Annotated in this window: 21 protein-coding genes, 2 tRNA genes and 1 pseudogene; 8 read left to right on the top strand and 16 right to left on the bottom strand. The window is 60.4% G+C overall.

Annotated features, from left to right (window positions below; genetic code table 11):
• Positions 1 to 59: 59 nt before the first annotated feature.
• Entirely contained in the window at positions 60 to 1,586 is a 1,527-nt protein-coding gene (locus F7P80_RS00645) for a CoA-acylating methylmalonate-semialdehyde dehydrogenase (protein WP_151042071.1), read from the bottom strand.
• A 65-nt stretch (positions 1,587 to 1,651) separates the two neighbouring features.
• Complete coding sequence (aptA, locus tag F7P80_RS00650; RefSeq protein ID WP_151042073.1) at positions 1,652 to 3,010, bottom strand: omega-aminotransferase AptA; 1,359 nt, start codon at positions 3,008 to 3,010, stop codon at positions 1,652 to 1,654.
• A gap of 110 nt (positions 3,011 to 3,120) precedes the next feature.
• On the opposite strand from aptA, the gene F7P80_RS00655 reads away from it, so the two are divergent.
• On the top strand, positions 3,121 to 4,101 hold the full coding sequence (locus F7P80_RS00655) for a LysR family transcriptional regulator (RefSeq protein WP_428840841.1): 981 nt from the start codon (positions 3,121 to 3,123) through the stop codon (positions 4,099 to 4,101).
• Here the strand turns inward: F7P80_RS00655 and F7P80_RS00660 are convergent.
• From F7P80_RS00660 to F7P80_RS00680, 5 genes are all read right to left on the bottom strand, one after another.
• Entirely contained in the window at positions 4,098 to 6,389 is a 2,292-nt protein-coding gene (locus F7P80_RS00660) for an ATP-dependent DNA helicase (protein WP_151042075.1), read from the bottom strand. The two genes, F7P80_RS00655 and F7P80_RS00660, sit on opposite strands and share 4 nt — an antisense overlap.
• Positions 6,380 to 8,083: a VRR-NUC domain-containing protein gene (locus tag F7P80_RS00665; RefSeq protein WP_151042077.1), complete on the bottom strand. Its 1,704-nt coding sequence runs from the start codon at positions 8,081 to 8,083 to the stop codon at positions 6,380 to 6,382. Before F7P80_RS00665 ends, F7P80_RS00660 begins: the two co-directional genes overlap by 10 nt.
• 214 nt (positions 8,084 to 8,297) lie before the next feature.
• Positions 8,298 to 8,516 (bottom strand): hypothetical protein, encoded by a 219-nt coding sequence (locus F7P80_RS00670; RefSeq protein WP_054065668.1) that lies wholly within the window; start codon positions 8,514 to 8,516, stop codon positions 8,298 to 8,300.
• A gap of 142 nt (positions 8,517 to 8,658) precedes the next feature.
• On the bottom strand, positions 8,659 to 9,957 hold the full coding sequence (locus F7P80_RS00675) for an amidase (RefSeq protein ID WP_151042079.1): 1,299 nt from the start codon (positions 9,955 to 9,957) through the stop codon (positions 8,659 to 8,661).
• Positions 9,958 to 9,968: 11 nt separating this feature from the next.
• Positions 9,969 to 12,188, bottom strand: coding sequence for a hypothetical protein (locus F7P80_RS00680; RefSeq protein ID WP_151042081.1), 2,220 nt, complete (start codon positions 12,186 to 12,188; stop codon positions 9,969 to 9,971).
• Between the two features lie 270 nt (positions 12,189 to 12,458).
• Between F7P80_RS00680 and F7P80_RS00685 the strand changes: the two genes are divergently transcribed.
• Both F7P80_RS00685 and F7P80_RS00690 read left to right on the top strand, forming a co-directional pair.
• A complete protein-coding gene (locus F7P80_RS00685; RefSeq protein ID WP_170265317.1) occupies positions 12,459 to 13,685 on the top strand; it encodes an SPOR domain-containing protein in 1,227 nt (408 codons plus the stop codon).
• Between the two features lie 117 nt (positions 13,686 to 13,802).
• Positions 13,803 to 14,120, top strand: coding sequence for an I78 family peptidase inhibitor (locus F7P80_RS00690; RefSeq protein ID WP_114070889.1), 318 nt, complete (start codon positions 13,803 to 13,805; stop codon positions 14,118 to 14,120).
• A 116-nt stretch (positions 14,121 to 14,236) separates the two neighbouring features.
• Here the strand turns inward: F7P80_RS00690 and hemW are convergent, their stop codons facing one another.
• The 4 genes from hemW to F7P80_RS00710 all read right to left on the bottom strand — a co-directional run bounded on the left by hemW (position 14,237) and on the right by F7P80_RS00710 (position 18,172).
• Complete coding sequence (gene hemW / locus F7P80_RS00695) at positions 14,237 to 15,487, bottom strand: radical SAM family heme chaperone HemW (protein ID WP_151042085.1); 1,251 nt, start codon at positions 15,485 to 15,487, stop codon at positions 14,237 to 14,239.
• A 7-nt stretch (positions 15,488 to 15,494) separates the two neighbouring features.
• Positions 15,495 to 16,097, bottom strand: a complete 603-nt coding sequence (gene rdgB / locus F7P80_RS00700) for an RdgB/HAM1 family non-canonical purine NTP pyrophosphatase (RefSeq protein WP_054065663.1) — start codon at positions 16,095 to 16,097, stop codon at positions 15,495 to 15,497.
• Between the two features lie 144 nt (positions 16,098 to 16,241).
• A complete protein-coding gene (locus F7P80_RS00705; protein ID WP_151042087.1) occupies positions 16,242 to 17,165 on the bottom strand; it encodes a PP2C family protein-serine/threonine phosphatase in 924 nt (307 codons plus the stop codon).
• Entirely contained in the window at positions 17,162 to 18,172 is a 1,011-nt protein-coding gene (locus F7P80_RS00710) for a serine/threonine protein kinase (protein WP_151042089.1), read from the bottom strand. The genes F7P80_RS00705 and F7P80_RS00710 overlap by 4 nt, the downstream gene beginning before the upstream one ends.
• A 90-nt stretch (positions 18,173 to 18,262) precedes the next feature.
• Here F7P80_RS00710 and F7P80_RS00715 point away from each other — a divergent pair, with 90 nt between their 5' ends.
• From F7P80_RS00715 to F7P80_RS00730, 4 genes are all read left to right on the top strand, one after another.
• On the top strand, positions 18,263 to 19,156 hold the full coding sequence (locus F7P80_RS00715; RefSeq protein ID WP_151042649.1) for a YicC/YloC family endoribonuclease: 894 nt from the start codon (positions 18,263 to 18,265) through the stop codon (positions 19,154 to 19,156).
• A 73-nt stretch (positions 19,157 to 19,229) separates the two neighbouring features.
• Complete coding sequence (gmk, locus tag F7P80_RS00720; protein ID WP_054065660.1) at positions 19,230 to 19,850, top strand: guanylate kinase; 621 nt, start codon at positions 19,230 to 19,232, stop codon at positions 19,848 to 19,850.
• A 19-nt stretch (positions 19,851 to 19,869) separates the two neighbouring features.
• Positions 19,870 to 20,073: a DNA-directed RNA polymerase subunit omega gene (rpoZ, locus tag F7P80_RS00725; RefSeq protein WP_054065659.1), complete on the top strand. Its 204-nt coding sequence runs from the start codon at positions 19,870 to 19,872 to the stop codon at positions 20,071 to 20,073.
• Between the two features lie 110 nt (positions 20,074 to 20,183).
• Positions 20,184 to 22,439, top strand: a complete 2,256-nt coding sequence (locus tag F7P80_RS00730) for a RelA/SpoT family protein (protein ID WP_054065658.1) — start codon at positions 20,184 to 20,186, stop codon at positions 22,437 to 22,439.
• 162 nt (positions 22,440 to 22,601) lie between these two features.
• On the opposite strand, the gene greB is transcribed toward F7P80_RS00730, so the two are convergent.
• The 4 genes from greB to F7P80_RS00750 form a co-directional block, all read right to left on the bottom strand.
• On the bottom strand, positions 22,602 to 23,165 hold the full coding sequence (greB, locus tag F7P80_RS00735) for a transcription elongation factor GreB (protein ID WP_151042091.1): 564 nt from the start codon (positions 23,163 to 23,165) through the stop codon (positions 22,602 to 22,604).
• A gap of 91 nt (positions 23,166 to 23,256) precedes the next feature.
• Positions 23,257 to 23,333, bottom strand: a tRNA-Arg gene (locus tag F7P80_RS00740).
• Positions 23,334 to 23,484: 151 nt separating this feature from the next.
• Positions 23,485 to 23,561, bottom strand: a tRNA-Arg gene (locus F7P80_RS00745).
• Positions 23,562 to 23,641: 80 nt separating this feature from the next.
• On the bottom strand, positions 23,642 to 23,899 hold the full coding sequence (locus F7P80_RS00750) for a hypothetical protein (RefSeq protein WP_151042093.1): 258 nt from the start codon (positions 23,897 to 23,899) through the stop codon (positions 23,642 to 23,644).
• 32 nt (positions 23,900 to 23,931) lie between these two features.
• On the opposite strand from F7P80_RS00750, the pseudogene F7P80_RS00755 reads away from it, so the two are divergent.
• A pseudogene (locus F7P80_RS00755) lies at positions 23,932 to 24,922 on the top strand (IS481 family transposase).
• Here the strand turns inward: F7P80_RS00755 and F7P80_RS00760 are convergent.
• Positions 24,885 to 25,271 (bottom strand): methyl-accepting chemotaxis protein, encoded by a 387-nt coding sequence (locus F7P80_RS00760; protein WP_151042095.1) that lies wholly within the window; start codon positions 25,269 to 25,271, stop codon positions 24,885 to 24,887. The pseudogene F7P80_RS00755 and the gene F7P80_RS00760 overlap by 38 nt on opposite strands.
• Positions 25,272 to 25,506: the final 235 nt, after the last annotated feature.

The raw sequence follows: 25,506 nt of genomic DNA on the forward strand, positions 1-25,506 counted from the left end.
GCAAACCAGATCACGCCCGCCCTGAAACAAACCGGGCGTGCTGGCTGCTTGCAGGGCTTTCAGCGGCTGCTGGGGAAGCTGAACACCGCGCCTTCGCGCACACCGGCGCTGGGCCAGCGCTGGGTGATGGTCTTGCGCTTGGTGTAAAAGCGCACGGCATCGGGCCCGTAGGCGTGCAGATCGCCAAACAGCGAACGCTTCCAGCCACCAAAGGAGTGGTAGGCCACGGGCACGGGCAGCGGCACGTTCACCCCCACCATGCCGACCTGGATGTGGTCGGTGAAGTAGCGTGCCGCCTCGCCATCGCGCGTGAAGATGCAGGTGCCGTTACCGTATTCGTGGTCGTCGATCAGCTGCATGGCTTGCTGCAGGCTGGTGGCGCGCACCACACCCAGCACGGGGCCAAAGATTTCTTCCTGGTAAATCTTCATGCCGGGCTGGACGTGGTCGAACAGGCAGGCCCCCAGGAAGTAGCCATCCTCATGCCCCGCCACCTGCACCGTACGGCCGTCGACCACCAGCGTTGCACCTTCGGCCACGCCGCTGTCCACATAGGCTTTGACCCTTTCGTAGTGCTGCCTGGTCACCAGCGGCCCCATGTCATTGCGGTCGTCCGTGCCAGGGCCGACCTTCATCTGGGCGATCTCGACCTTGAGCGCCTCCACGACTTTGTCGGCCGTGTCATCACCAATGGCCACCACCAGCGGAATCGCCATGCAGCGTTCACCACAGGAGCCATAGGCTGCGCCCATCAGCGCGTTGACGGCGTTGGGAATGTCGGCATCGGGCATGACGATGGCATGGTTCTTGGCCCCGCCCAGCGCCTGCACGCGCTTGCCATGTTTGCAACCTTCGGCGTAGATGTACTCGGCAATCGGGGTAGAGCCCACAAAGCTCACGGCCTTGACGCGCGGGTCGCGCAGCAGGGTGTCCACCGCTTCCTTGTCGCCATTGACCACATTCAGCACGCCCGGTGGCAGGCCAGCCTCCTGCGCCAGCTGGGCAATGAACAGCGTGCTGGATGGATCGCGCTCCGAAGGCTTGAGCACAAAGGTATTGCCGCAGACCACGGCCATGGGCCACATCCACAGCGGCACCATGGCCGGAAAGTTAAAGGGCGTGATGCCTGCGGTCACGCCCAGCGCCTGGAATTCGCTCCAGCTGTCAATGCCAGGGCCGACATTGCGGCTGTGCTCGCCCTTGAGCAGCTCGGGCGCATAGCTGGCGTATTCCACGTTTTCCATGCCGCGCTGCAATTCGCCATGGGCATCAGCCAGGGTCTTGCCATGCTCAGCCGTGATCAGCGCGGCAATCTCGTCTGCATGCGCCTCCAGCAAGACCTTGAACTTGCTCATCACCCGTGCACGCTTGAGTGGTGGGGTGTTACGCCAGGCGGGGAAGGCTTTTTCCGCCGCCGCAATGGCAGCTTCTACGGTCTGCACACTGGCCAGCGCCACCTGCCGCTCGCTGCGACCTGTGGCCGGGTTGTACACGGGCTGGGTGCGTGCGGTGTCTTCGATCAGTTGTCCATTCATCCAATGGCCTACGGTGGGAATCACAGTCTCTTCCTTGGGTGTTTTATGCATAAAAATGGCTGCTGGCGCTTATGCAGCGGGCGCTAGCAGCTATTGTTTTAAAACGTTCTCGTGTTTCAGGCCGTCGCCTGCAGGGCATCACCCACGGCGCTGACCAGGCGGTCAATCTCCGCCTCTGTGCTGATAAAGGGTGGTGCGAGCTGGATGGTGTCACCGCCATAGCGCACGTAAAAGCCGTGTGCCCAGCAGTGCATGGCGATTTCATAGGGGCGCTTGGCAGGCTCGCCGGGCACAGGGTCAACCGTGATGCCTGCGGCCAGGCCAAAGTTGCGAATATCCAGCACATGCTTGGCACCACGCAGGCCATGCACAGCCTGTTCAAAGTAAGGTGCCAGTGCCTGCACCTGCTGTGGGGCCTGCTCTTTTTCCAGCAGTTCCAGTGCAGCCAGCCCTGCGGCGCAGGCTGCTGGGTGGGCCGAGTAGGTATAGCCGTGGGCAAACTCCAGCATGTACTCGGGGCCACCGGCAGCCATGAAGGTGTCGTAAATCTCTTTGCTGGCCACGCAACCGCCCAGAGGCTGCGCGCCATTGGTGACCTGCTTGGCAAAGTTCAGAATGTCGGGCGTGACGCCAAACACTTCAGACGCCGTCCAGCCACCGCAGCGGCCAAAGCCGGTGATGACTTCGTCAAAGATCAGCAAGATGCCGTGCTGCGTGCAGATCTCACGCAGGCGCTGCAAGTAACCTGCGGGTGGAATGACCACGCCTGCTGAGCCTGAGAACGGCTCCACAATCACCGCCGCAATGGTGCTGGCGTCGTGCAGGTGGATGACATCCAGCAGGCGATCAGCCAGCGCACGGCCATCGGTATCGGGCATGCCTTTGGCGAAAGTGCCCAGTGGCGGCTGGGTATGGGGCAGATGGTCGGCCTCAATGCCCTGGCCGTAGAACTTGCGGTTGCCTGCAATGCCGCCCACGGAAATGCCGCCAAAGTTCACGCCGTGGTAGCCCTTCTCACGCCCAATCAAGCGCGTCTTGCCTGCCTGCCCCTTGGCACGCCAGTAGGCACGGGCCATTTTCAGCGAGGTGTCTGCTGCCTCCGAGCCCGAACCCGTAAAGAACACATAGTCCAGCCCCGCAGGTGTCAGCTGCTTGATCTTGTTGGCCAGCGCAAACGACAGCGGGTGGCCGAACTGAAACGCCGGGGCGTAATCCAGCTCCAGCGCAGCCTTGGCAATGGCGTTGGCAATTTCCTTGCGGCCATGCCCCAGCCCCGTGCACCACAGACCTGACAGGCCATCAAAAATCTCGCGCCCCTGTGCATCACGCAAATACGCGCCCTGCGCGCCCACCACCATGCGTGGCTGGGTCTTGAAGTTGCGGTTGGCGGTAAACGGCATCCAGTGGGCGTCCAGCCACTGCGCATCCATGGCGGCAGCGCTCTGGGGGATGGTGGAGAGATCGGTGAAGTCCATGGCTAGCTCCTGGCAATTGGTGTCCATGCAGGCATTGTTGGGCCCCAACTTACTTTTATGAATGCTGGCTTGCCCATGTTTACTTGCCAATTCATGCAAGTAAATGCAGCATGACGGTACGCCCCTTGCTTGGCTCCAGCACCATGCCCCACTCCCCTGCTCCCACTTCCCGCCAACGTGCCCGGCTCGGTCAGGTCAGCGATATGGACCTGCGCCTGCTGCGCATCTTCAAAAGCGTGGTCGAATGCGGCGGCATGACTGCGGCCGAGCTGGAGCTGAACATCAGCACCTCCACGCTCAGCCGCCACATGAAGGACCTGGAAGAGCGCCTGGGCCTGGTGCTCTGCCGCCGGGGCCGCGCAGGCTTTGCACTCACACCGGAAGGGGTACAGGTCTATGAAGCCACCTTGCAGCTACTGGGTGGGGTGAATCTGTTTCGCAACCGCATCCATGAAATTCATGACAGGCTGGGCGGCAGCATTGAAGTGGCGCTGTTTGACAAGACCGTAACCAACCCGCAGGCGCATATTGACCTGGCCCTCAAGCGCTTTCACGAGCGTGCCCCGGAGGTGGAAATCAAGCTCCACGTCACGCACATGCACGAGATCGAGCGCGGGCTCATGGACGGGCGCTATCAGGTAGGCATCATTCCGGCGCACCGCAGCTCCAGCAGTCTGGTCTACCGCGATCTATTTGGCGAGCACATGCTGCTGTACTGCGCGCCCGGCCATCCGCTGCATGGTGCAGGCCATGCGCTGCTGGACTGGAGCACCCTGCAGCAGCACGCTTTTGCCGGACTGGGCTATCACTCACCCAATATGGAAGTCACGCGCCAGATGGGCCTGCGCCGCACGGCCACGGGCTTTGACCAGGAAGCCATTGCCACCCTGATTCAGACGGGCTGCTTTATCGGCTTTCTGCCCGAGCACTATGGGCGCTTGCTGGAAGCACATGGCCACCTGCAGGCCATTGCGCCCGAGCGCTTTCACTACGACTGCCAGTTTGTCGCTATGTGGCGCCTGTCCCCCCAGCCCAGCCGCGCTGCGCAGACCATGATTGAGTGTCTGGTGCAGGCTCATGCCAGCAGCTAGTCCAGCTTCCACCAGCTAGGCAGCAGCGCCTGCACATGGGGCTGCGTGTAGCGGTCGTCGATCAGATACAGCACGCCTGCATCATGCTCCGTGCGGATCACGCGGCCCGCGGCCTGCACCACCTTGCGCATGCCTGGGTAGAGATAGCTGTAGTCATGCCCCAGCCGTTGGCCAAAGCGCTGCTGCAGGCGCTGGCACAGGGCTTCGTTGACCGAGTTGAACTGCGGCAGCCCCAGCGTGGCGATAAAAGCCCCCACCAGACGTGAACCGGGCAAATCCACCCCTTCGGCAAACACCCCGCCCAATACCGCAAAACCCAGCAACTGCCCGTCTGGCTGAAACTGCGCCAGAAACTGCGCGCGGGCGGCTTCATCCATCTGCGGCTGCTGCAGGCAGATCGGCCAGTCTGGGTGCAGTTGCTGCACACATTCGGCCACCTGCTGCAGATAGGCAAAGCTGCTGAAAAAGCACAGATAGTTGCCGGGGCGCTGCTGCCATTGCCGGGCGATCACTGCTGCAATACAGGGTACCGATGCGGTGCGGTCCTGAAAGCGCGTGGAGATATGGCCCGCGGTATGCACCTGCAGCTGCTCGGCACGAAATGGCGCGGGTACCTCCAGCCACTGCGTATGCGCAGGCAAGCCCAGCATGTCGCGGTAAAACTGCGCAGGCGTCAGCGTGCCGGAAAACAGCACGCTGGCCTGCGCCGCCGCATGGCGCACCTGCAGGTGGTGTGCCGGAATCACATTGCGCAGGCTGATGGTGGAGCACTGCCTGCCGCGCAAGGGCTTGTGCAGCTGTACATCCACCAAGGCGTGTAGGCCCAACTGCTCGGCCAGCGCCGTGAACTGCAGGGCCGCCAGATAAAACTCCAGCAAAGGATGACTGCCGGGCAGCGGTGCCTCATCCTGCGCCTCTGCGATGCAGGTAATGCAGGTGTTGAGCTGGTCCAGCCATTCCTGCGGGGGCGCATCGAGCAAGCTGTAGGGCTGGCTCAGGCTGCGATGGAGTGCATTCCAGACGGTGTTCAGCTTGTCCAGACAGCGGCGCACACGGCCTTCGCTGCTTTGGCGGGCCTGCTGCAGCAGGCTTTGCACCATAGGTGCGCTGTACATGGCACGCGCACGGTCCACGAGGTTGTGTGCTTCATCGACGAGCACGCCCACTTTCCAGCCTTCGGACTCAGTCAGCGCATAGAGCATGGCGCTGCTGTCGTAGTAATAGTTGTAGTCACCCACAATGACATCGCTCCAGCGTGCCATTTCCTGGCCCAGGTAGTAAGGGCAAATCTGGTGCACCCGTGCCGTGGCGCGCAGCATGTCGTCATCCCAGGCTTGGGGCTGTGCGACCAGTGCCTGGCGGGCTGCAGGCAGCCGGTCATAAAAGCCTTGGGCCAGCGGGCAAGAATCTGGGTGACAGGCTTTGTCCGGGTGTTCACAGCGCTTGTCCCGCGCCAGCAGGGTCAACACGCGCACGGGGCGGTATGCCTGCTGCTGCAGCGTGGTGTTGACCTGCTCCATGGCCTGCAGCGCCAGCGCATGGCCTGTGCCCTTGGCCGTGAGAAAAAACACCTTGTCCAGCCCCGCATCCGGGCAGGCCTTGAGCATAGGGAAGATGGTGCCCATGGTCTTGCCAATACCGGTGGGGGCCTGAGCCAGCAGACACTGGCCAGCATCTTTGGCACGCGCCTGCCGGTACACGGCGACCGAAAGATCCCGCTGGCCTGCGCGAAAGCTGCCCAGCGGAAACTGCAAAGCCTTCAATGCCGCATCACGCGCAGCGCGGTGTGCAGCCTCGCTGCGTGCCCAGTCCACAAACCGCTGGCATTGCAACTCAAAAAAACTTTGCAGTTCCTGCGCGCTGCAGTCTTCGTGCAGTACGTATTCTTTGCCGGTGCTGAGGTTGAAGTACACCAGCGCCAAACGGATCTTCGTCAACCCATCGCGCACGCACAGCAAGTGCCCATAAATGCGCGCCTGCGCCCAGTGCAGCGCACGCTGGTTGGCTTTGATGCTGTGCACATCACCACGGCAGGTCTTGATTTCTTCGAGCGTCTGCGTGCCGGGCTCATAGCCATCGGCGCGGCCATGGATGTGCAAGTCCTGCCACTGGCCCTGCAGTACCACTTCCACCTGATAGCTGGCACTGGCGGCCTGCCGCTTTTGCTGCACCTGTCTGTGACCTTGCATGCCCTGCACCGCGCTGGGTGCGGGCGTAAAGCGCAAGTCCAGATCGCCTTCGCGGGCAGTGAATGCGCACAGAGCGCGCACGCCAATGCTCATGCGCATAGGGCTGTGGCTGCTTCGGTGTGCCAGGTCACATGACACACCTGCGCAGGAATGCCGTGCTGGGCAAAAAACTGCAGCCAGCGGATCTGGTTGTCCTGCAGCTTGTCACCCGGTGCTTTGACTTCCACCATTGCATAGCGCTGCTCGGCCGGCCAGAAACGGATCAAATCTGGCAAGCCCGTGCGGTGGTTGCGCGGGTCGGCCAGCAGGCGCTCGAACATGCGCTGCAAATGCGTGGCGGGGATGCAATCCAGCGCCAGCTGCAGCACTTCTGCATCCAGCACCTGCCAGACCACGAACGGGTTTTGCAGGCCATGCTTGTTGGCAAAGCGCTGCACGATGGTGGCACGGTAGCGTCCGTCCTGCAGCTGTGCCAGGCACTGCGCAAACACATCGGCACGACGCTGCACAAAGTCTGGCGTGCTGAAGTCGGCGGGTGCGCTCTGGAACGGGTGAAAAAACGCACCCTGCACCGGCGCAAAAATGGCAGGCCAGCACAGCAGCCCGAACAGTGCGGTGATCAGCGTGTTCTCCACATAGAACACCGGCGCATCATCGGCATGCCAGTGGTTGCGCAAGGCAGCTTCCACACTACAGGCTGTAGCGGGCAGCGGCAGGCAGATGTCGATGCGCATGCTGTCTTCCACCACGGCAGCACGCGCGCGCTGCCGTGGTGCTGGAGTGCCTGTATGCCGCAGCAGGCGTGGCAGCATGCGCTGCAGCTTTTGCTGCTCTTCTTCGCTCTCCGGCGTTTGCAAGGCTGCCTGAGCCAGCGCCAGGGCGGGTGCATGTTCGCCCTGCAGCTCCAGCACGCGCACCAGCCGGTGGCGTGCGCCGGGGTAGCGGCATTGCGCGTACACGGCCTGTGCCGCTTGCCAGTCCCGGGCTTTTTCGCAGGCCTGGCCCAGCTGCATCAGCAGCCTGCTACGGCGGCGCTCCAGCCAGGGATTGGAGCTGGCACATTGCGCCAGCTGCTCCATCAATGCCGCAGCATCCACCGTTTCCGCGTGCAAAGCCTCGCGGCAGACCTGCATGGCGAGATAGGTGTCCACATTTTCACGGCACTGGAAGGCGCGCGCAGCCGGTGTGAGTGGCACGCTTTCATAGCGAAAAATGCCCAGGTCGGCCAGCACAAACTCCGACCAGTCCTGGCGCAGATTGCCAAAGAACATGAGCCTGAAGCGCTCGCACAGCGTGCGTGTACTGTCGCTAAGTCGCCAGCCGGTTTCTGTGGCCTCGGGGTGCCACTGCGCATAGGGGCGTGCGGGCAGGCCCTGCGCCTGCAGCGTCTGCAGCCAGTCCTGCTTGCGCTGCTGCGCTGGCAGTGCCTGCGCGCGCAGGATGTGCTGCAGCTCAGCGCGGGTGTACAGATCAAACAGCGTGGCCACGTCCATGTCGGCATCGGCCTGCAGCCACTGCAGTGCCAGCAAGGGAGCTGCAGCCTGTGCGGTGTCGCCAATCTCGTCGTACTGCAGCTTGCTGGCCCTGAACCATGGCCCGCGCCGCATCAGCATGCGCACCAGCAGGGCCTGCGAGGGCTGCGGCAAGGCATGGAACTGCTGCAGCCAGGCGTACTCGGGGGCAGCCAGCAAGTCGCTGTAGCGCTGGCGGATCCAGCCCAGCGCCTGGCAAAAGTTGTGCAGGTAATAGAAGCGGTGCGGCGCAATGGCAGCCGCCGCAGCGGTGGCAGACATGAGAGAGCAAGCAGCAAAAAACCGAAGGCAAGACTGTACAGAAAAACAGTGATTTACGGTTTGTGCCTATCCCACAGTGGCTGGTTTGCTACTGCAGATATAGCTGCCAGCGCTTGCTGCATCGCGTGAGAGCCATATTTTTTATAAATCCTGCACCTCAAAACAAAAAAGGTTCTTGCAAGCAAGAACCTTTGGGGGCCTCAAGAAACAAAGCTTATTCGTCGTCTTCGTCTTCTTCCAGCGCTGCCGCTGCATTGATGGCTTGCAAGCGTGCAGCCAGCTTGGGGATGCGGGGATTGTTTTCATCCGCAAAGTGCGCTTGCATGTAGCGGCCAATAATGACACGGGCTTTGTCAGTGATGGTCAAGGACTTGGCTGCAATAAAGGCGTCAATGACCATTAAATCGAAGGGCGTTTCTTTGTAGTTTTGCATAAGGGGCGCGAGTCTAGCACCCGTCAATAAACCAAGATTGCCGCATGCACACTGCAGAAACCAGGCAGTGCGTGCTATAGAAGCAGGGACTCTGGCCATGGTGGAACACCTGCGGCCAGAGCCCGCTGCTGGCTGGCTTGCGCTACGCCTGCAGATGCTGTTCCACGGCCGCAGCCATGGCCAGCAGCTGGCGGTCTGCACCGCGCTGGCCCACCAGCATCACGCCCACAGGCAGCTCGCCCGCCTGGCGTGGCAAGGGCAGCGACACCGCCGGCAGGTCATAGAAGTTGAACACCGAGGTGTTGCGCAGCATCAGCACATTGGTGGCGTGGAAGCGCGCCTCATCGCTCAGGCTTTCGATGGTCGGCGCCAGCAGCGGCACGGTGGGCAGGGCCAGCAGGTCGAAATCGGCCATGGCGGCATCGAGCTGTGGCAGCAGTTGCGCACGTGCCTGCTGCACACCCACGTAGTGCGCCGCGCTGATGGTTTCTCCCCGGCGAATGCGTGAAAGCACCAGCGGGTCCAGCTGCTCGGCCTTGCCCTCTGCCAGCAAGTCCTGGTGGATGTGTGCAGCTTCGGCTGCGATCAGCGTGCCCTGCTCCTGCAGACGAAATGGCGCGGTGATCCAGTCCTCCAGATCCACATCCTGCACCAGCGCCTGTGCCTGCTGCAGCCGGGCCACGAACTGCTCGAAGGCGGCCAGCACCTGCGCATCGGCCTGTGTGAACAGCAGGCCACGCGGCACGCCTACACGCAGGCCCTGCACATGGCGTGGCACCAGCGGCTGCCAGGGCTGCTGGGCCAGCACGGCATTGGTCATGGCACAGTCGAACACGCTGCGCGCCAGTGGGCCGACGGTGTCCAGCGTGAACGACAACGGAAATGCCCCCGTACGTGGCACACGCGCCTGCGTGGGCTTGAAGCCCGTGACACCGTTGAGTGCGGAAGGAATGCGGATGGAGCCACCGGTGTCCGAGCCAATCGCGATCTCGCACATGCCGCGCGCCACCGCCACGCCTGCGCCTGAGGAGGAGCCGCCGGGAATGCGTGTTGCGTCATGCGCATTGCCCGGTGTGCCGTAGTGCGGATTGATACCAATGCCGGAGAAGGCGAACTCCGTCATGTTCGTCTTGCCAATCACGATGGCACCGGCAGCACGCAGGCGCTGCACGATGACGGCATCCTGCGCAGCAGGGGCTGCCTCACGCAGCACTTTAGAGCCAGCCGTGGTGGGCTCGCCCGCCACATCGAACAAGTCCTTGATGGACACAATGCGCCCATCCAGCGGCCCAAGGCAAATGCCTGCTGCAGCACGTGCATCGGCTGCCTGTGCGGCAGCCAGCGCGGCATCGGCATAGACACGAGTGAAGATGCGCATGCCTTCAGCACCTGCCTCTGCAATAGTCTGCAGCGCCTGCTGGGTACGTTGCAAAGCAGTCATGGCGCTGGCACTCATTGCGCATCAGTGGCTGGAGCGGGAACGGGAGCTGGTGCAGTCACCACTTCCACTTCCGTGCTGGTCACCACCTCCATGCGCTGCATGGAAGCAGGCAACATCTTGTCCAGCCAGCCAGCGCCCCATGCCAAAGCCAAGCCCAGCACGACGATCAGCAGCGCCCACAGCCAGCGTTTGGCGTAGTTGACTGCATAGGGGTCATGCATGGTGCGCTTGGCGTTCAGCGGCACCTTGGCGGTCTGCGACAGTGAGTTACCCAGAGGCAGATTGATCTTCATGCGGCCATTGATGGCCCAGCCACTGGCATCCAGAATGGGCCCCAGACTGCGCTCACGCAGCTTGAGCCAGGCAATCAGCATGCTGGGGCCCGAGATGGCCAGGATCAGGCCAATCAACGCCACTGGAATCCAGGGGCCCAGTTCAATGAACTTGCCAAAAATTGCCACCACCATGGTGCTGATGGAGCCCATGGCCACGCCAATGGCAGCTACCGTTCCGACGTCTGTCTTGCGGGCTGCAGGTGCAGCGGCAGGTGCTGCCGGTGTCGTGGCCAGTTCGGTGAGCTTGGCAGCCTGGGTGTTCAGATTGGCCGTGACGCTCTCGTTCTTGGCGGCAGCACGCTTGGCCACCTGCTCTTCAATCATGCGCACAAACTTCTTGTACGGCGAGAAGAAGGCCTGGCCAATGCTGGTGGGGTTCTCGATGAGCTTGGTGATGGTGGCATCCCAGTCATGACCATCACGGTCATAGAAGATACCGTTGCGGCCTACGAACAGGAAGTCCACATCCCCCGCCGTAAAGGCGGCGACGATATTGCGCTTTACCCCATTGCGGCGGCACTCGCAGTACGCCAGATAGACCTTGGCCATGCCCGCCAGTGTGGCGTGTGCGCCGGGGTCGGTCACATCCACCGTCAGGTCGCAGCTGCGGCCATCCAAGTACAGCGTCCCCGACTGGAAGGCTGCACCCTCGCGGCGGTAGAAGTGGGCGAAGTTCACAAAATTGTTCAGCAACGCCAGCAGGTCACGCTGAAAGCGGATCAGCTTTTCCAGCGCCACCACACGCTGGCTGTGCTGCTGCTCGGCTTCATCCCGCTCGATCAGCTGCTGCAGCTGCTCCTGCAGACCACTGTTCAAGAGGGCCTGCGCTTCTTCCGCACCCAGATGGCCCAGCGGGGTTTGAGGGTAGGCAGCCAGCCATGCCTGACACGCAGACAGCTGCGCCTTCACGGCATTCCACTGCTCCACCTGCAGGCTGTCCACATCGCCCAGCAACGGCTGGACGACGGTCCTGCGAAATTCCTCCATGGCCTGCGCCCACGCAGGATTGATGCCCTGGCGCAGCGGCAGCACCGCATCCGCCGTGAACTGCGCCAGCGGCAGGGCTGCAATGGCTGCGTCCTGCTGCGTCAGCACCTGCGTGCCCAGCGCGGCATAGCCTTCAGCCGTGGGGCTGAGCGCCTGCTGTGCCTTGGCATCAAAGGCGGCCAGATGCGCACGGGCAAAAAAGTCCTCCACCTTGGCCTGCACGGCATTCAGGGCCGAGGCAGCAGCCACGGCCTGCTCCTGGCTGGGCAGGGAGCAGGTATTGGTCTGTGCCTGCGCATGCCAGCTGGCAATGGCCTGTACATCGGTAAAGAAGTTATCCAGCTGGGCTCGGCCCAGGCCGGGCTGGCCATCGCAGCCAGTCACGCTGCCATAGCTGTCCATGATGCGGCTGGCCAGAGCCGCCAGCTCAGGCTGGTCGGTCAGTGCCGCGGGGTTGAGCACACCATCGCCATTGAAAGGCATGGCATTGAGCGAGGCCATGCGTGCCTGCACATCGGCCAGCGTCACGCTGTCGGCATCTTCACGGCCAGCCAGCTTCAAAATGCGGCGTGCCTCGTCAGCCAGCGCCTGACCTTCTTCGGTCGCATCACTGATGCTGTCCAGACGCAGCACATCACTGCTTTGTGCCAGCACATCCGGATGCTTGACCATGGATACCGCCCATTCGCAGGCAGCCACCAGTTCAGGCGCACGGATACGGCCATCGGCATCGGTATCAATCAGATCCAGCGTGGCGTTATCAAACTCAATGCCACGTGTCGGGCAAGCCAGCGCCACCCAGAGCTTTTGATCAAGCTGGCCGATATGGGCGATATCGGCACCCGTACGAATCGAAACCTGATCAACCCCTCCCGCACGGAAGAACTGCCATTCGTGTTGTTTTTGCATGCTGCACTCAATGAATATGCGATGGATCATGGCGCATCACGCAGCAGCGTGCTGGCCATTTCGAATGGCTGCAAGTGTATGCGTGCCGTGCACCACCCACGCTGGCAAGCTGGACGCACGCAACATCCGCAGACGACATCTACATTGTTTGACAATTGGCGTTGCAGCACGGCATTCCTGCATGGCCGTGCCACAATCGCCCGTATGCCCATGACGCCTCTACGCTCTCATGCCTTTACGCCCTCTCCGCAATCAGCGGAAACGGGCATCATGCCTGACCTCTACCGCCTGAGCGTGGGGCCTGTCGGCGCAGCGTATTACCAGCAGCATTTCCAGCGTTTCGAAACTCTGGGCAAGACCGTTCCCTGCTGGAACCATGGCGCAGCCTTCTTCACTCTGGCCTGGCTGATACTGCGCAAGCTATGGCGGCCTGCGGGCATTTATGCCGCGGTCCTGGCTGGTGTGCTGGCCCTGTGGTGGTGGGGTCTGCACGGCCGCGTTCCGCTGGCTGTGGAAGCATCGGTCTGCCTGCTGCTGGGGCTGCTGCTGTGCGTCGTGCCCGGCTTTATGGGCACAGGGCTGTACTACCACCATGTGCGCAAGCAGACCCTGCACACACTGACCCACGCCAAATCCTTGGCACAGGCGCGTGTGCAACTGGCCTCACAGGCGATTGCCACAGAGCGTCTGCACATCGTGGCATCCGTGCAGGCTCTGGCAGCCCTGCTCATCGGCGCAGCCCTCTTCTACGCACCGTCCAGCCAGACATTTGCCCTGCCTGACACCAGCACGACCCAGCCCGGCACAGGGCCACAACTGGTGATTCCTTCGGTGGAAAGCATCCGCGCCCAGCAGCCTGAGCTGCCCGCAATGGAACCGCTCCCTGCGCTCGAACCGGCTCCAGCACCTGCACCTGCACCTGCACCTGTACCTGCCGAGCCTCTGCCCGCACCAGCGGCTGAGGACAAGACGTCTGCAGCCCCTGAAGCTGCCAAGGAGGACACGGCAAGAGAAACGCTGTCCATCGTCAATTTTGCGCAGTCCGTGCCCGTGCAGTTCAGCCCCACGCCAGACACGGCTGCAGCTACGGCAGCCACAACCGCAGTAACAGCAACTGCTGCAACAGTGGCAGCTGCCTCCGCAGCCCCTGCGCCACAGAAAGCGAAGGCTGAGGCTCCCAGCAAAAAGCCCGTCACCGCGCCAGCAGCCATGGTCAAGACCAAAGCCGCCCCTGCTGCTCCCGGAACCAGCAGCAAGCTGATCCCCGGCAAGTACTACCTAAATGCTGGCGTCTACGCACAGGCCAGCAATGTGGATGCCGCCGTCCAACAGCTCAACAGAATGAAGCTGGGCGCAGTACGCCAGACCATCAAAGGCAAGAATGGCACGCTCACGCGCTTGTATATCGGACCGTTTGAGCAGCGCAAGCAGGCCGAGCAGGCCGCCGTACAGGCCCAGAAACTGCGCATGCAGACCCAGGTGCTGAAGGCGCGTTAATCGCGACTACGGGGCGCTGCAGGTCTTGTCCGTCACAAAGAGTCACACCCGTGCCCCAAATCATTGCGCCACGGCTGTTAAGGTATGGGCTGTGCAACAACTGAGGAGTTGAATTACATGCGCTATGTACTGCCCCTGCTGGGTCTGACCGGCATTCTGACCATCGCTGGTTGCTCCACGTCATCGCACTTTGGCCACGGAAAAGCCGGTGCCGATGCTCCCCGCCCCGTGCAGCAATGCAATGCACAAAATGCGCAGTGGGCCGTGGGCAAGACCAATACCGAGCACAACATCAACGAAGCCCGCAAGCGCTCTGGCGCCTACATGGCACGCGTGCTCAAGCCCGGCCAGCCCATGACGCGTGACTTCAACGTAGAACGCCTGAATCTGGAAGTCGATGCCACCGGCCGCATCATCAAGGCCTTCTGCGGTTAAGCATCTGATTTTTTGATAGCTGCCAGCGCTGAATACAAGCCAACTTCAGAATCAAAACCATCTGAAAACAAGAAAGCACCTGCGCAAGGTGCTTTCTTTTTATGAGTATTCAGGCTTTATTCGTCGGCCAGAAACAACTCCTGCAAATCACTCAGAAAGTCAAAGCCACGCTCCGTCGGCTGTACATGGCCGCCTTGCAGGGTGACCAGACCCTTGCGCTGCGCTGCATCCAGCGCAGACTGAATGGTGCTGATAGGCAGGCCCGTACGGTCCAGATAGTCCTGCACCGCAAAGCCACCGCGCAGGCGCAGTGCGTTGAGCATGTACTCAAACGGCAAATCCTTGCGGCGCACGTCCTCGTCACTGGCCAGCGCACGGCCTGCCAGTGCGGCGTCCATATAGCGCTGCGGGTCACGAATCTTGACCTGGCGCACGATACGGTGCGCAAAGCTCAGCTTGCCGTGCGCCCCTGCGCCAATGCCCAGGTAGTCACCAAACTGCCAGTAGTTGGTGTTGTGAAAGCACTGGTGGCCATCGCGTGCGTAGGCTGAAATTTCATAGCGCTGCATGCCTGCCGCGCCCGTCATGGCGGTGATGCGGTCCAGCATGTCATAGGCTGTGTCTTCTTCCGGCACGACGGGTGGAAACTTGGCGAAGTAGGTATTCGGCTCGATCGTCAGGTGGTAAATCGAGATGTGCGGCGGTTTGAAGCTCAGCGCTGTCTCCAGGTCTTTGAGCAGATCGGCCTCGGTCTGCCCCGGCAGGGCATACATGATGTCGAGGTTGAAGGTCTCAAACGATTCCGCCGCTTCCTGCACCGCAGCCCGTGCCTGTGCTCCATCGTGCACACGCCCTAACGCCTTTAAAAAGCGGTCATCAAAGCTCTGCACCCCAATCGACAGGCGTGTGATGCCTGCATGGCGGTAGGCCTTGAAGCGCTCTTTTTCAAAGGTGCCGGGGTTGGCCTCCATGGTGATTTCACAATCAGGCTCCATGCGCAGGCGCGCACGCAGGCCACTGATCAACTGGTCAATGCTCTCGGGGCTGAACAGGCTGGGGGTTCCGCCACCAATGAATACGCTGTGCACCGTGCGGCCCCAGATCAGAGGCAGGCTGGCTTCCAGATCGGCCATCAGCGCGTCGATATAGCGCTGCTCAGGCACACCGCCTTCGGCCAGCCCCCGCTGCTCGTGCGAGTTGAAGTCACAGTACGGACACTTCTTGAGGCACCACGGCAGGTGGATGTACAGCGACAGCGGTGGCAGCGCAGGCAGGGCCAGCGTGCCCATGCGCATGTAGTGCTGTACGTCCTTGGGTGCCTGGCCCACTTGCGGTTCACTGCCCGCAGGATGAATGGGGATGCTCATGCGTGCTTCAGGCCAGCCAGGAGGTGCGCAGCAATTCCATCATGGCGCGCGTGCTGCGGCCACGGTGGCTGTGATCGTTCTTGAACTCAGGCGCCATCTCGGCAAAGGTCTTGCCAATTTCAGGAATGATGAGCACAGGGTCAAAGCCAAAACCGTTGCTGCCACGGCGCTCCCTGGCAATCTCTACATTCACGCGGCCCACAGCAATCAGCGGCTCAGGGTCCTTGGGGTGGCGCACGCCCACCAAAGTGCTCACCATGGCGGCCTTGCGGTTGGCGTGAGGGGCCAGGTTTTCCAGCAGGCAGGTCACATTGTTGGCATCGCTTTTTTCGTAGCCGTAGTGCGTGCAGTAGTAGGCTGTATCCACGCCGGGCAGGCCGCCAAAGGCTTCCACGCACAGACCTGCATCGTCCGCAATTGCAGGCAGGCCAGTTTTTTCGGCCGCAAAGCGCGCCTTGCTCAGGGCGTTTTCCACAAAGGTGCCATAGGGCTCGGGCGCTTCGCCCTGAAACAGATCGCCCTGGCAGATCAGCTCCACGCCCAGAGGCGCAAACATGGATTGCAATTCGGCCAGCTTGCCGCGGTTGTTGGAAGCGAGAACAATTTTCATGGGTAAAAAATGGCTGCAACGCCCATGCAGCAAGCGCTGGCAGCTCTCTTTATTTCATCAGACAGGCAATCCGCAGCATCTGCGGCAAAGGTGACAAGTGTGCGTCAAAGTGCAAGCCCATGCGCAGCGCTGAGGTGGGCGAGGCTATGGCAGCTTGCGCTCGGCCGAGCGGCGGATGGCCGCATTGATCTCGGCAATATTGCGCTCGATTTCTTCTTCGCCGAGCGGGTCATCCAGCGTATCCAGGTCGTGCTCGGACTGGATGGTCGTGGCAAAGGGCTCGTGCGTCAGATGGGTGTCGGTATGGCTTTCACCGGTGCTGGGCTCGTGATCCGGCACTTCCCACTCCATGCCTATGGCAGTGACGTTGTCGCTTTTCTCGCCTGCTGTCTGCAAGGCAGCATCCACCAGCGCAGGAATGGCTTCATGCACGGGCTGCCGGGACAGCCCCTGCAGCAAAAAGGCTTCGTCGAGCACGCCCCACAGCCCGTCCGAGCACAGCAGGACGCGGTCCCCACGGCGCAGGTTATGCGGGCCGCTGATGTCAAAAATCGGGTCGCCAGATGCCCCCAGACAGGTGAACAGCACATTGCGGTTGAGCAGCTTTTTGGCCAGCTGCCTGGGAATGCGGAAGGCACCTTCCATCTCAGAATAAGAATGGTCACGCGTGCGCGCCAGCAACTGCCCCCTGCGCACCCAGTACAGACGCGAATCACCGCAGTGCAGCCAGGTCACGGTGCCGTTTTGCACCACGGCCGCCACCAGCGTGGTGCGTGGTGCATCAGCCATGCGCTTGAACTTGGCATAGCGCTGGATATGGCGGTGCGCCGTCATCACGGCTCGGCGCAGGAAGTCAGACGGATTGGGCAGTGTCAACTGCGCTTCGCGCTGAAACTGTGCCGCAATGCTCTGCAGCGCCAGCTGTGCGGCCACCTCGCCTTCGGCATGCCCGCCCATGCCATCTGCCAGCAGGAACAAGGCCGCTTCCCGGGTGTAGCAATAGCCCATGCGGTCTTCATTGATGGTACGCCCCCCACGGCGACTGAGCTGAAATACGGAAAATTTCATGAAGCCCTCGCCCGCGCTGCCTCCTGCGCGGCCTGCGCCCTGCTGGTGTCACCCATCAGGCTTTCCAGCTGCAGACGCACTTTTTCGGCCACACTCAGCGGGGTGTAGCTGCGCGGCGGCTCGTTGATCAGCGCCTTGTGGAACGCAAACACAGACTGCGGGCGCTCCATGGGGTCCAGCGCCATGGCCGACTGCACCAGCTCCAGCAGGTTATCGGAATACACACCACGCAGACGCGCCAGCGCCATGGCCAGCCGGTCTTTGTCGCGGCGGTTGGGCACATCCGTGGGTGGCTGCCCTGTCATGCAGGCAAACATGCAGGCCCCAATGGCGTAGATATCCGTCCAAGGGCCCAGATTGTTGTCGCGCTTGTACATCTCAGGGGCAGCAAAGCCCGGCGTGTACATGGGGCGGATAAAGCTGGCTTGCTTGTTCAGCACTTCGCGCGCAGCGCCAAAGTCAATCAGCACGGCACGGTCTTCATCGGTGATGAAGATATTGGCGGGCTTGATGTCCAGGTGCAGCATCTTGTGCTGGTGCACGATGCGCAGACCGCGCAGCACCTCATCAAACAGCGAACGGATGGTGGACTCACGCAAAACCTTGTGGTGTTTCTTGCCGCGTGCCAGCACCACGTATTCCTGCAAGGATGCACCACGCAGGAAGTTCATCACCATGTAGACGGTTTCGTTCTCGCGGAAGAAATTGAGCACGCTGACCACCGAAGGGTGGGAGATCTGCGTGAGCGCACGGCCTTCTTCAAAAAAACTTTTCAGCCCCAGCCGGTACAGTGACACCTTGTCTGCAGCTACCTTGGGAACCAGTTCCCCTGGGCTGCGTCTGGCCAGTGCTGCGGGGAGGTATTCCTTGATTGCGACCTCCTGCCCCTGTGCATCCTGGGCCAGATACACGATGCCAAAACCACCTGAAGCAAGTTTGCGCACAATGCGGTAATCACCAATCTGGGTATCCGGCGGCAGGGGGGCGGGCTTGATCCTTGAAGACATTTTGTTCTGGTAAACCTCAGGGTCGACGCGGAAACTGGATAATCAGCGAATTGCAAGTAACCAAAGAAACGTCCAATGCCAGTTTACAGCATGACCGGATACGCCAGCGTGCAGCACGCACCGGCGTCTACTGAGGACAACGCCTCTGCATCTCGTATGCGGTTGGGGCTTGAAATCCGCGCAGTCAACAGCCGTTTTTTGGACCTGACTTTCCGTCTGCCTGATGAACTGCGCAGCCAGGAACCCGCATTGCGCGCCCTGCTGACCAACCGCCTCAAGCGCGGCAAGGTGGAAGTGCGTGCGGCCATTGATGTGGATGCCTCTGCCTCTCTGCCCCAGCCTACTGCTGCCTTGCTGCAGCGCATGCAGTCCCTGCAGGATCTGGTACAGGCCTGGCTGCCTGACGCCAAGGGGCTGAGCGTGGCCGATGCATTGCGCTTTTCCGGCAATGGTCACGCCGTGCAGGTGGACTGGCAGGAAATCGTTCCCGCACTGGCTGACAAGGCCATTGATGAACTGGTGGACGCCCGTGCACGCGAAGGCAAGCGCCTGGCCAGCATGCTGCTGGACCGCATCCAGCAGCTGCGCGCACTGGCCGAGCAGGCAGGACCTTTGGTGCCCCAACTGGTAGAGCAGCAGCGCCAGCGTTTTCTGGAGCGCTGGCAAGAAGCCATGGGCCTGACCGAAGGCCAGGTTGCACCGGAAGCTGCCCGCGAGCGTGCACTGTCTGAAGCCACCGCCTTTGCCATCCGCATTGATGTGGCAGAAGAAATCACACGCCTGGGCTCACACCTGGACGAGGTCGAGCGCCTGCTCAAGAAGGGGGGCGAAATCGGCAAGCGCCTGGACTTCCTGATCCAGGAAATGCACCGCGAAGCCAACACCCTGGGTTCCAAGTCCGCCACACTGGAATTGACACGCATCAGCGTGGACATGAAAGTGCTGATTGAGCAAATGCGCGAGCAAGTTCAGAACATCGAGTAAATCACCGTCACCGCTACAGGGCGCTTCCAAGCGCCCTTTTTGCAAGCTTGCTATCCGTAGCAGAGTTTTTTTTATGCAACATCCTGGAAACCTATTTGTCGTTGCAGCGCCCAGCGGAGCTGGCAAATCCAGCCTCGTGAAGGCCCTGCGCTCGTTTGACGCACGCGTCTATCCTTCCGTCTCGCACACCACGCGTGCACCTCGCGGTCAGGAAAAGCACGGTCGCGAATACTTTTTCTGCTCGGACACAGAGTTCGACAGCATGATTGCCAACAATGCCTTTATCGAATGGGCCAATGTGCACGGCAAGCGCTATGGCACATCCAAGAAAGGCATTCATGACCGCCTGGTCAATGGCGAAGATGTGCTGCTGGAAATTGACTATCAGGGCGCACTGCAGGTGCGTGAAGCCTTCCCCCAGGCGGTGCTGATCTTTATCCTGCCGCCCAGCTGGGACGAACTGCGCTCGCGCCTGGAAAACCGTGGCGAAGATGCACCCGAGGTGATCGAAGTACGTATGAAGAATGCGGAAGTCGAGATGGCCCAGGTGTCAAAATTTGACTTCGTTATAATTAACGAATTGTTCGAGAGCGCGCTTTTTGACCTGAAGGCGATCATCCACGCTCAACGGCTCAAATATGCCTCGCAGCGCCGCCTGCGTGCCGACGTGTTTGAGTCCCTCAACCTTTCCTGAATTTCCCCGGAGTACCCAGATGGCACGTATCACTGTTGAAGATTGCCTGGACAAAATCCCCAACCGTTTCCAACTGGTGCTGGCTGCCACATACCGTGCTCGCATGCTCAGCCAAGGCCATACCCCCAAGGTGGAATGCCAGAACAAGCCTGCTGTGACCGCCCTGCGCGAAATCGCAGAAGGCAAGGTTGGCCTGGAGATGCTGAAAAAAGTACCCGGCTAAGTCTGAATTCATTTCAGATTCTGTGTATTACGCAGACAATAGAAGCACCGTATCGCGGTGCTTTTTTTTTTGCTATGTTCACCGCCCCTTTCCCGCGATACATTTAGGGTATGAACGCGGCATTTACTTCCAAAAAAGACGACACCCCTCCCCTATCGCCGGACACACCTCTTGAGGAGCGCCTGGAAGCTGCGGCTCGCGTTTCCGCTGCGCACTTTGAGCGCATGCTGGGCTACCTGTCTTATCTGCCACCTGCCGACATCGAGCTGGTGCGCCAGGCATGGCAATACGCAGACAAGGCACACACCAACCAGTGGCGCAGCAGTGGTGATCCCTACATTACCCACCCGATTGCTGTCACCACCATCTGTGCGCACTGGAAGCTCGATGCCCCCGCGCTCATGGCTGCTCTGCTGCACGATGCCATGGAAGACTGCGGCATCACCAAGCAGGATCTGGTGGAGCGTTTCGGGGAAACGGTGGCAGACCTCGTCGACGGGCTGACCAAGCTGGACAAGCTGCACTTCAACACCCGCGAAGAGAGCCAGGCAGAGTCTTTTCGCAAAATGCTGCTGGCCATGGCCAAGGATGTACGCGTCATCCTCATCAAGCTGGCCGACCGCACCCACAACATGCGCACCATGGGCGATATGCCGCGCAGCAAGTGGAACCGTATTGCCTCGGAAACCCTGGACATCTACGCCCCCATTGCACATCGCCTGGGGCTGAACCAGACCTACCGCGAACTGCAGGACCTGTCCTTCCAGTACCAGCACCCCTGGCGCTACCAAACGCTGGACAAGGCCATCTCCAAGTCCCGCGCACGCCGCCACGATCTGGTGCAGCGCGTGCAGAACGAAATTGCTGCCGAGTTCGAACGCGTCAGCATGCCCGTACGCCTGGCAGGGCGCGAGAGCACGCTGTTCTCGCTCTACCAGAAGATGATCCGCCACCACCTGACCTTTGCCCAGGTGACGGACATCTACGGCTTTCGCATCATCGTGCCTACAGTCACGGACTGCTACACCGCCCTGGGCATCCTGCACCAGCTGTACAAGCCCGTGCCCGGCAAGTTCAAGGACCATATCGCCATTGCCAAGGCCAACGGCTACCAGTCGCTGCACACCATGCTGGTGGGCCCGTCGGGCGTGAATATCGAGTTCCAGATCCGCACTGAGCCCATGCACATCGTGGCCGAGGCCGGCATTGCCGCGCACTGGCTCTACAAGTCGCAGGACAAGCAGGAAGCCGTCAACACCAAGTGGCTGCAGTCGCTGCTGGACATCCAGACCGAAACCAAAGACGCCACCGAGTTCTGGGACAACGTCAAGGTGGACCTCTACCCTGACTCCATCTACGTCTTCACACCCAAGAGCAAAATTCTGGCCATGCCACGCGGCGCCACCGTGGTGGACTTTGCCTACGCCATCCACAGCAGTATTGGCCACCACACTGTTTCCGCCCTGATCAATGGTGAACCCAATTCGCTGCGCACGGAACTCAAGAGCGGTGATGTGGTGCAAATCATCACGGACGACAATGCCAACCCCAACCCTGCGTGGCTGAGCTTTGTCAAAACTGGCCGTGCGCGCTCCAAGATCCGCAACTATCTCAAGACGGCAGCCATCAGCGAGTCCATGCTGCTCGGCGAAAAGCTGCTGCAGCAGGCACTGCGCGAAGAAGGTATTGCCGAGATTCCGCAGGACAACGAAGCCAATCAGGCGCTGTGGCAGTCTGTACTCAACACCTCCAACAGCAAGAGCCGCGAAGACCTGCTGACCGACATCGGCATGGGCCGCCAGGCTGCAGGCTGGGTGGCGCGCCACTTCATGGCCCAGCTGGCCAAGCAGGGCATGCGCCCCAACGCCGTACTGCTGAGCCAGGAGCGCTTTGCCAGCAAAGACCGTGGCACCGTCACGCTCGACGGCAAGAGCAATGCCTCGGTGCACTACGCCCCTTGCTGCCGCCCTGTACCCGGCGATGCCGTGGTGGCCTATCTGGGCCGTGGCGATGGTCTGCACGTGCACGATGCCCACTGCGCCAATGCCAAGCGCCTGCACGCTACCGATGCGGAGCGCTTCATCCCCGTGGAATGGGCAGAAGACGCCAGCCAGAAGCTTTATGACAGCGGCCTAAGCATCACCATCAACAACCAGAAGGGCGTACTGGCCCGCGTAGCCAGCGAAATGGCAGAAGCCAACCTCGACATTCGCCGCCTGGAAATGGACGATGAAGCAGCCATGCAAACCACCGAGCTGCGCTTTATCGTGTCCGTACACGACCGCCAGCACGTGGACGCAGCCCTGCGCAGCCTGCGCCGCATTCCCACCGTGGTCCGCGCTACGCGCATCATGCCGCTCAAGTAAGACCGCTGTACACGCAGGCACACAACAAAAACGCGATCCGGAGAGATCGCGTTTTTTATGACTGACTTTAAATATAAGAGCAGCTAGCGCTTACCACATCTAGGTTTCAAATCCTTAAGAGCATGAAATACTGATAAATCCAACGCTGGCAGCTACTATTTTTTAGTTCTGTGGTGCGGGGTATGCCACTTCCAGCACTTCCAGCATGCGCACACCTGCCGGGGTGGGCAAAGGCACTTCATCCCCCACCTTGGCGCGCAGCAAGGCACGCGCTACGGGCGCGATCCAGCTGACCTCGCCCTTGCTGCTGTCAGACTCATCAATGCCCTTGATGGTGATAGTGCGCTCCACACCTTCGTTGTCTGCATAGGTGACGGTGGCACCGAAGAACACCTGGTCACTGCTGTGGTGCACGGAAGGATCCACCACCTCGGCAATTTCCAGGCGCTTGGTCAGAAAGCGGATACGGCGGTCAATCTCGCGCAGACGCTTCTTGCCGTAGAGATAGTCACCGTTTTCCGAGCGGTCGCCATTGCTGGCCGCCCAGTGCACCACCTCGACAATTCTGGGGCGCTCATTGTCAATCAGCTCCAGCAGCTCGCTGCGCAGCGCCTGGTAGCCCTGAGGCGTCATGTAATTCTTGCTGCCCTTGGGAATAGCAGGCAGGCTGGGCAGATCGTCGTCATCATCCTGCCCATCGGTTTCCTTGGTGAAAGCCTTGTTCATAGACGCAATCTTCACACAAAAGCAGCCCCACAAAAATGCCGGGCGCACAAACCAAAAAGTCCTGATACCTTGCGATATCAGGACTTGATATTGGTGCGGCTGGCAGGAATCGAACCCACGACCCCTTGGTTCGTAGCCAAGTACTCTATCCAGCTGAGCTACAGCCGCTAAGCTATCAATTATAGGTGCTATCTAAACCCCTAAATTGAAACTGACCGAAATTTTTTGGTCTTCACAACGCCTTGCAGCCATGTGAAAAAAGCAGTGCTTTCACAAAAAGACAAAAGCCTCAGAAACTTTCGTTTCTGAGGCTTGAATCTGGTGCGGCTGGCAGGAATCGAACCCACGACCCCTTGGTTCGTAGCCAAGTACTCTATCCAGCTGAGCTACAGCCGCTGTTGCATTGCTGCAAGACCACTATTGTAGCGCAATATTGAACTCCCTTCAGGGAAAACACGGTATCGGCTTAGAAAAGTTCAATCTTGGGGTCTGCATCTGTTTGATGCCGCAGATGATGACACCACCGCCTGATGGGCAGAGCGTTGCTCCAGCATCACATAGCTATCCTGCCATTGCTGCATCAGCGTTTCCAGCTCTACTTCTGGCTGCTCACCCTGCCTGCGCTTTTGGCTGTACTGTTCAAGCGCTTGCAGGCCATGACCTACCTGCTCCAGCAGCTGGCGTGTCGGGTCCCGGACGATTGGCCACTTAAAAACAAGTGTCCGTTGCTGCATGGCCGAGAGGTACTTCGAGAAGTTCTGGCAACATGGCAAGCCCGTGCCAAGGAGTTGCCACGCTGATTAGTCTTCATAAGAACGGCACGACCACACCTGCCACCCGCCTGGCATTGCAGCAAGCCACTGGTACAGATCGAGAGTTAGCACAGCAATACGGCATTGGCATAGGGACCGTGCGTAAGTGGCGCAGCACAAGCACGGTGCATGACGCCAGCCACACGGCCCACCGCCTGCAAACTACGCTCAATGCAGGGCAGCAAGAGCCGGTTATTTATCTGCGCAGCCAGCTGCGGCTACCTCTGGATGACTTGTTGGCGGTGGTGCGAGAGTTCATTGAGCCGGCCATGAGCCGTTCTGCGCTGGATCGCTTGCTGCGCAGACGAGGCTACTCCAGATTGCCCGTACAGCCCAAGCCTGAGAGCGAGCACAAACCCTTCAAGGCGTATGAGCCTGGCTATGTGCATGTAGATGTGAAGTACCTGCCCCAGATGCAAGATGAGGACAAGCGCCGCTATGTCTTTGTTGCCATTGATCGGGCCACACGCTGGGTGTTCATTGATATCGAGCAACACAAGACGGCAGCGTCCGCCAAAGCCTTCTTGGCCGCCGTCCGCAAAGCTGCAGCATTTAGGATTCACACCATCCTCGCCGACAACGGCAAAGAGTTCACAGACCGCTTGTTTGGCAGTCGCACTCGCCAGCCCACAGGCGAGCACGAATTCGCCCAGCTATGCCAAGCACTGGGGATAGAACACCGGCTCACCAAGCCCAGGACGCCAAAAACCAACGGCATGGTCGAGCGCTTCCATGGCCGCCTGCGTCAAGTACTGCGCTCGCACCACTTCAACAGCACAGAAGATTTGGAAAAGACGCTGCACAGGTTTGTCTGGCTGTATCACCACCACTTGCCGCAAAAGGCACTGGGCACGAAGCCCCAGTTCAAGCACTCAAAAATGGAAGATGAAAGCACCTGATTTATTCGTCAAGAACGTGCGCAATCATCCGGGACCTGACACTTGACGATGTCACCGATGTTGGCTGCCTGACGCTCCAGTTCCGCCACCATCTTCACGCTCTCACCCTGGCGCTTGGCAGCGACACCGATGCTCCCAATCGTGGCCTTAACTTCCGTATTGATCTGCTGCGCCAAAGCCTGGCCATTTTCAGCCTTGGCCTGAGCAACACGCGCAGCATCCATCTGTCGCGCAATCGCACCTGAAATCTGGGTGATAGCCACCAACGACTCCTGAGCTGCACCTGCGGCTTCTTCCGCTCCAGACGCAATCTGATCCGAGGCTCGCTTGAGTTCTTCTGCAGCAGAAGCGGCTTCATTCATACCAGCAGCCAGCTCGCTGGAAGCTGCCGCCACACGCTCTGCAGCTTGCTGCTATTTGGCCAAGGTATGAGCTCGCTTGCGGGCGATTTCCGACTGACGCGTCACCTCTGAAGAGACAGACTTCACTGCCGATGTTGCAACCACTTCCTGAGAACGAGCCTTTTTGATGAGTGCCATAAAGCAATACTTACAAGTTAAAAAATTCCACCGAACTACCGGGGAACTAATAACGTAAGCCATTGGTTTTCCAGCAATTCATCCACCCTTC

This window comes from Comamonas kerstersii (genome assembly GCF_008801935.1).
GTDB classification, from domain to species: domain Bacteria; phylum Pseudomonadota; class Gammaproteobacteria; order Burkholderiales; family Burkholderiaceae_C; genus Comamonas; species Comamonas kerstersii.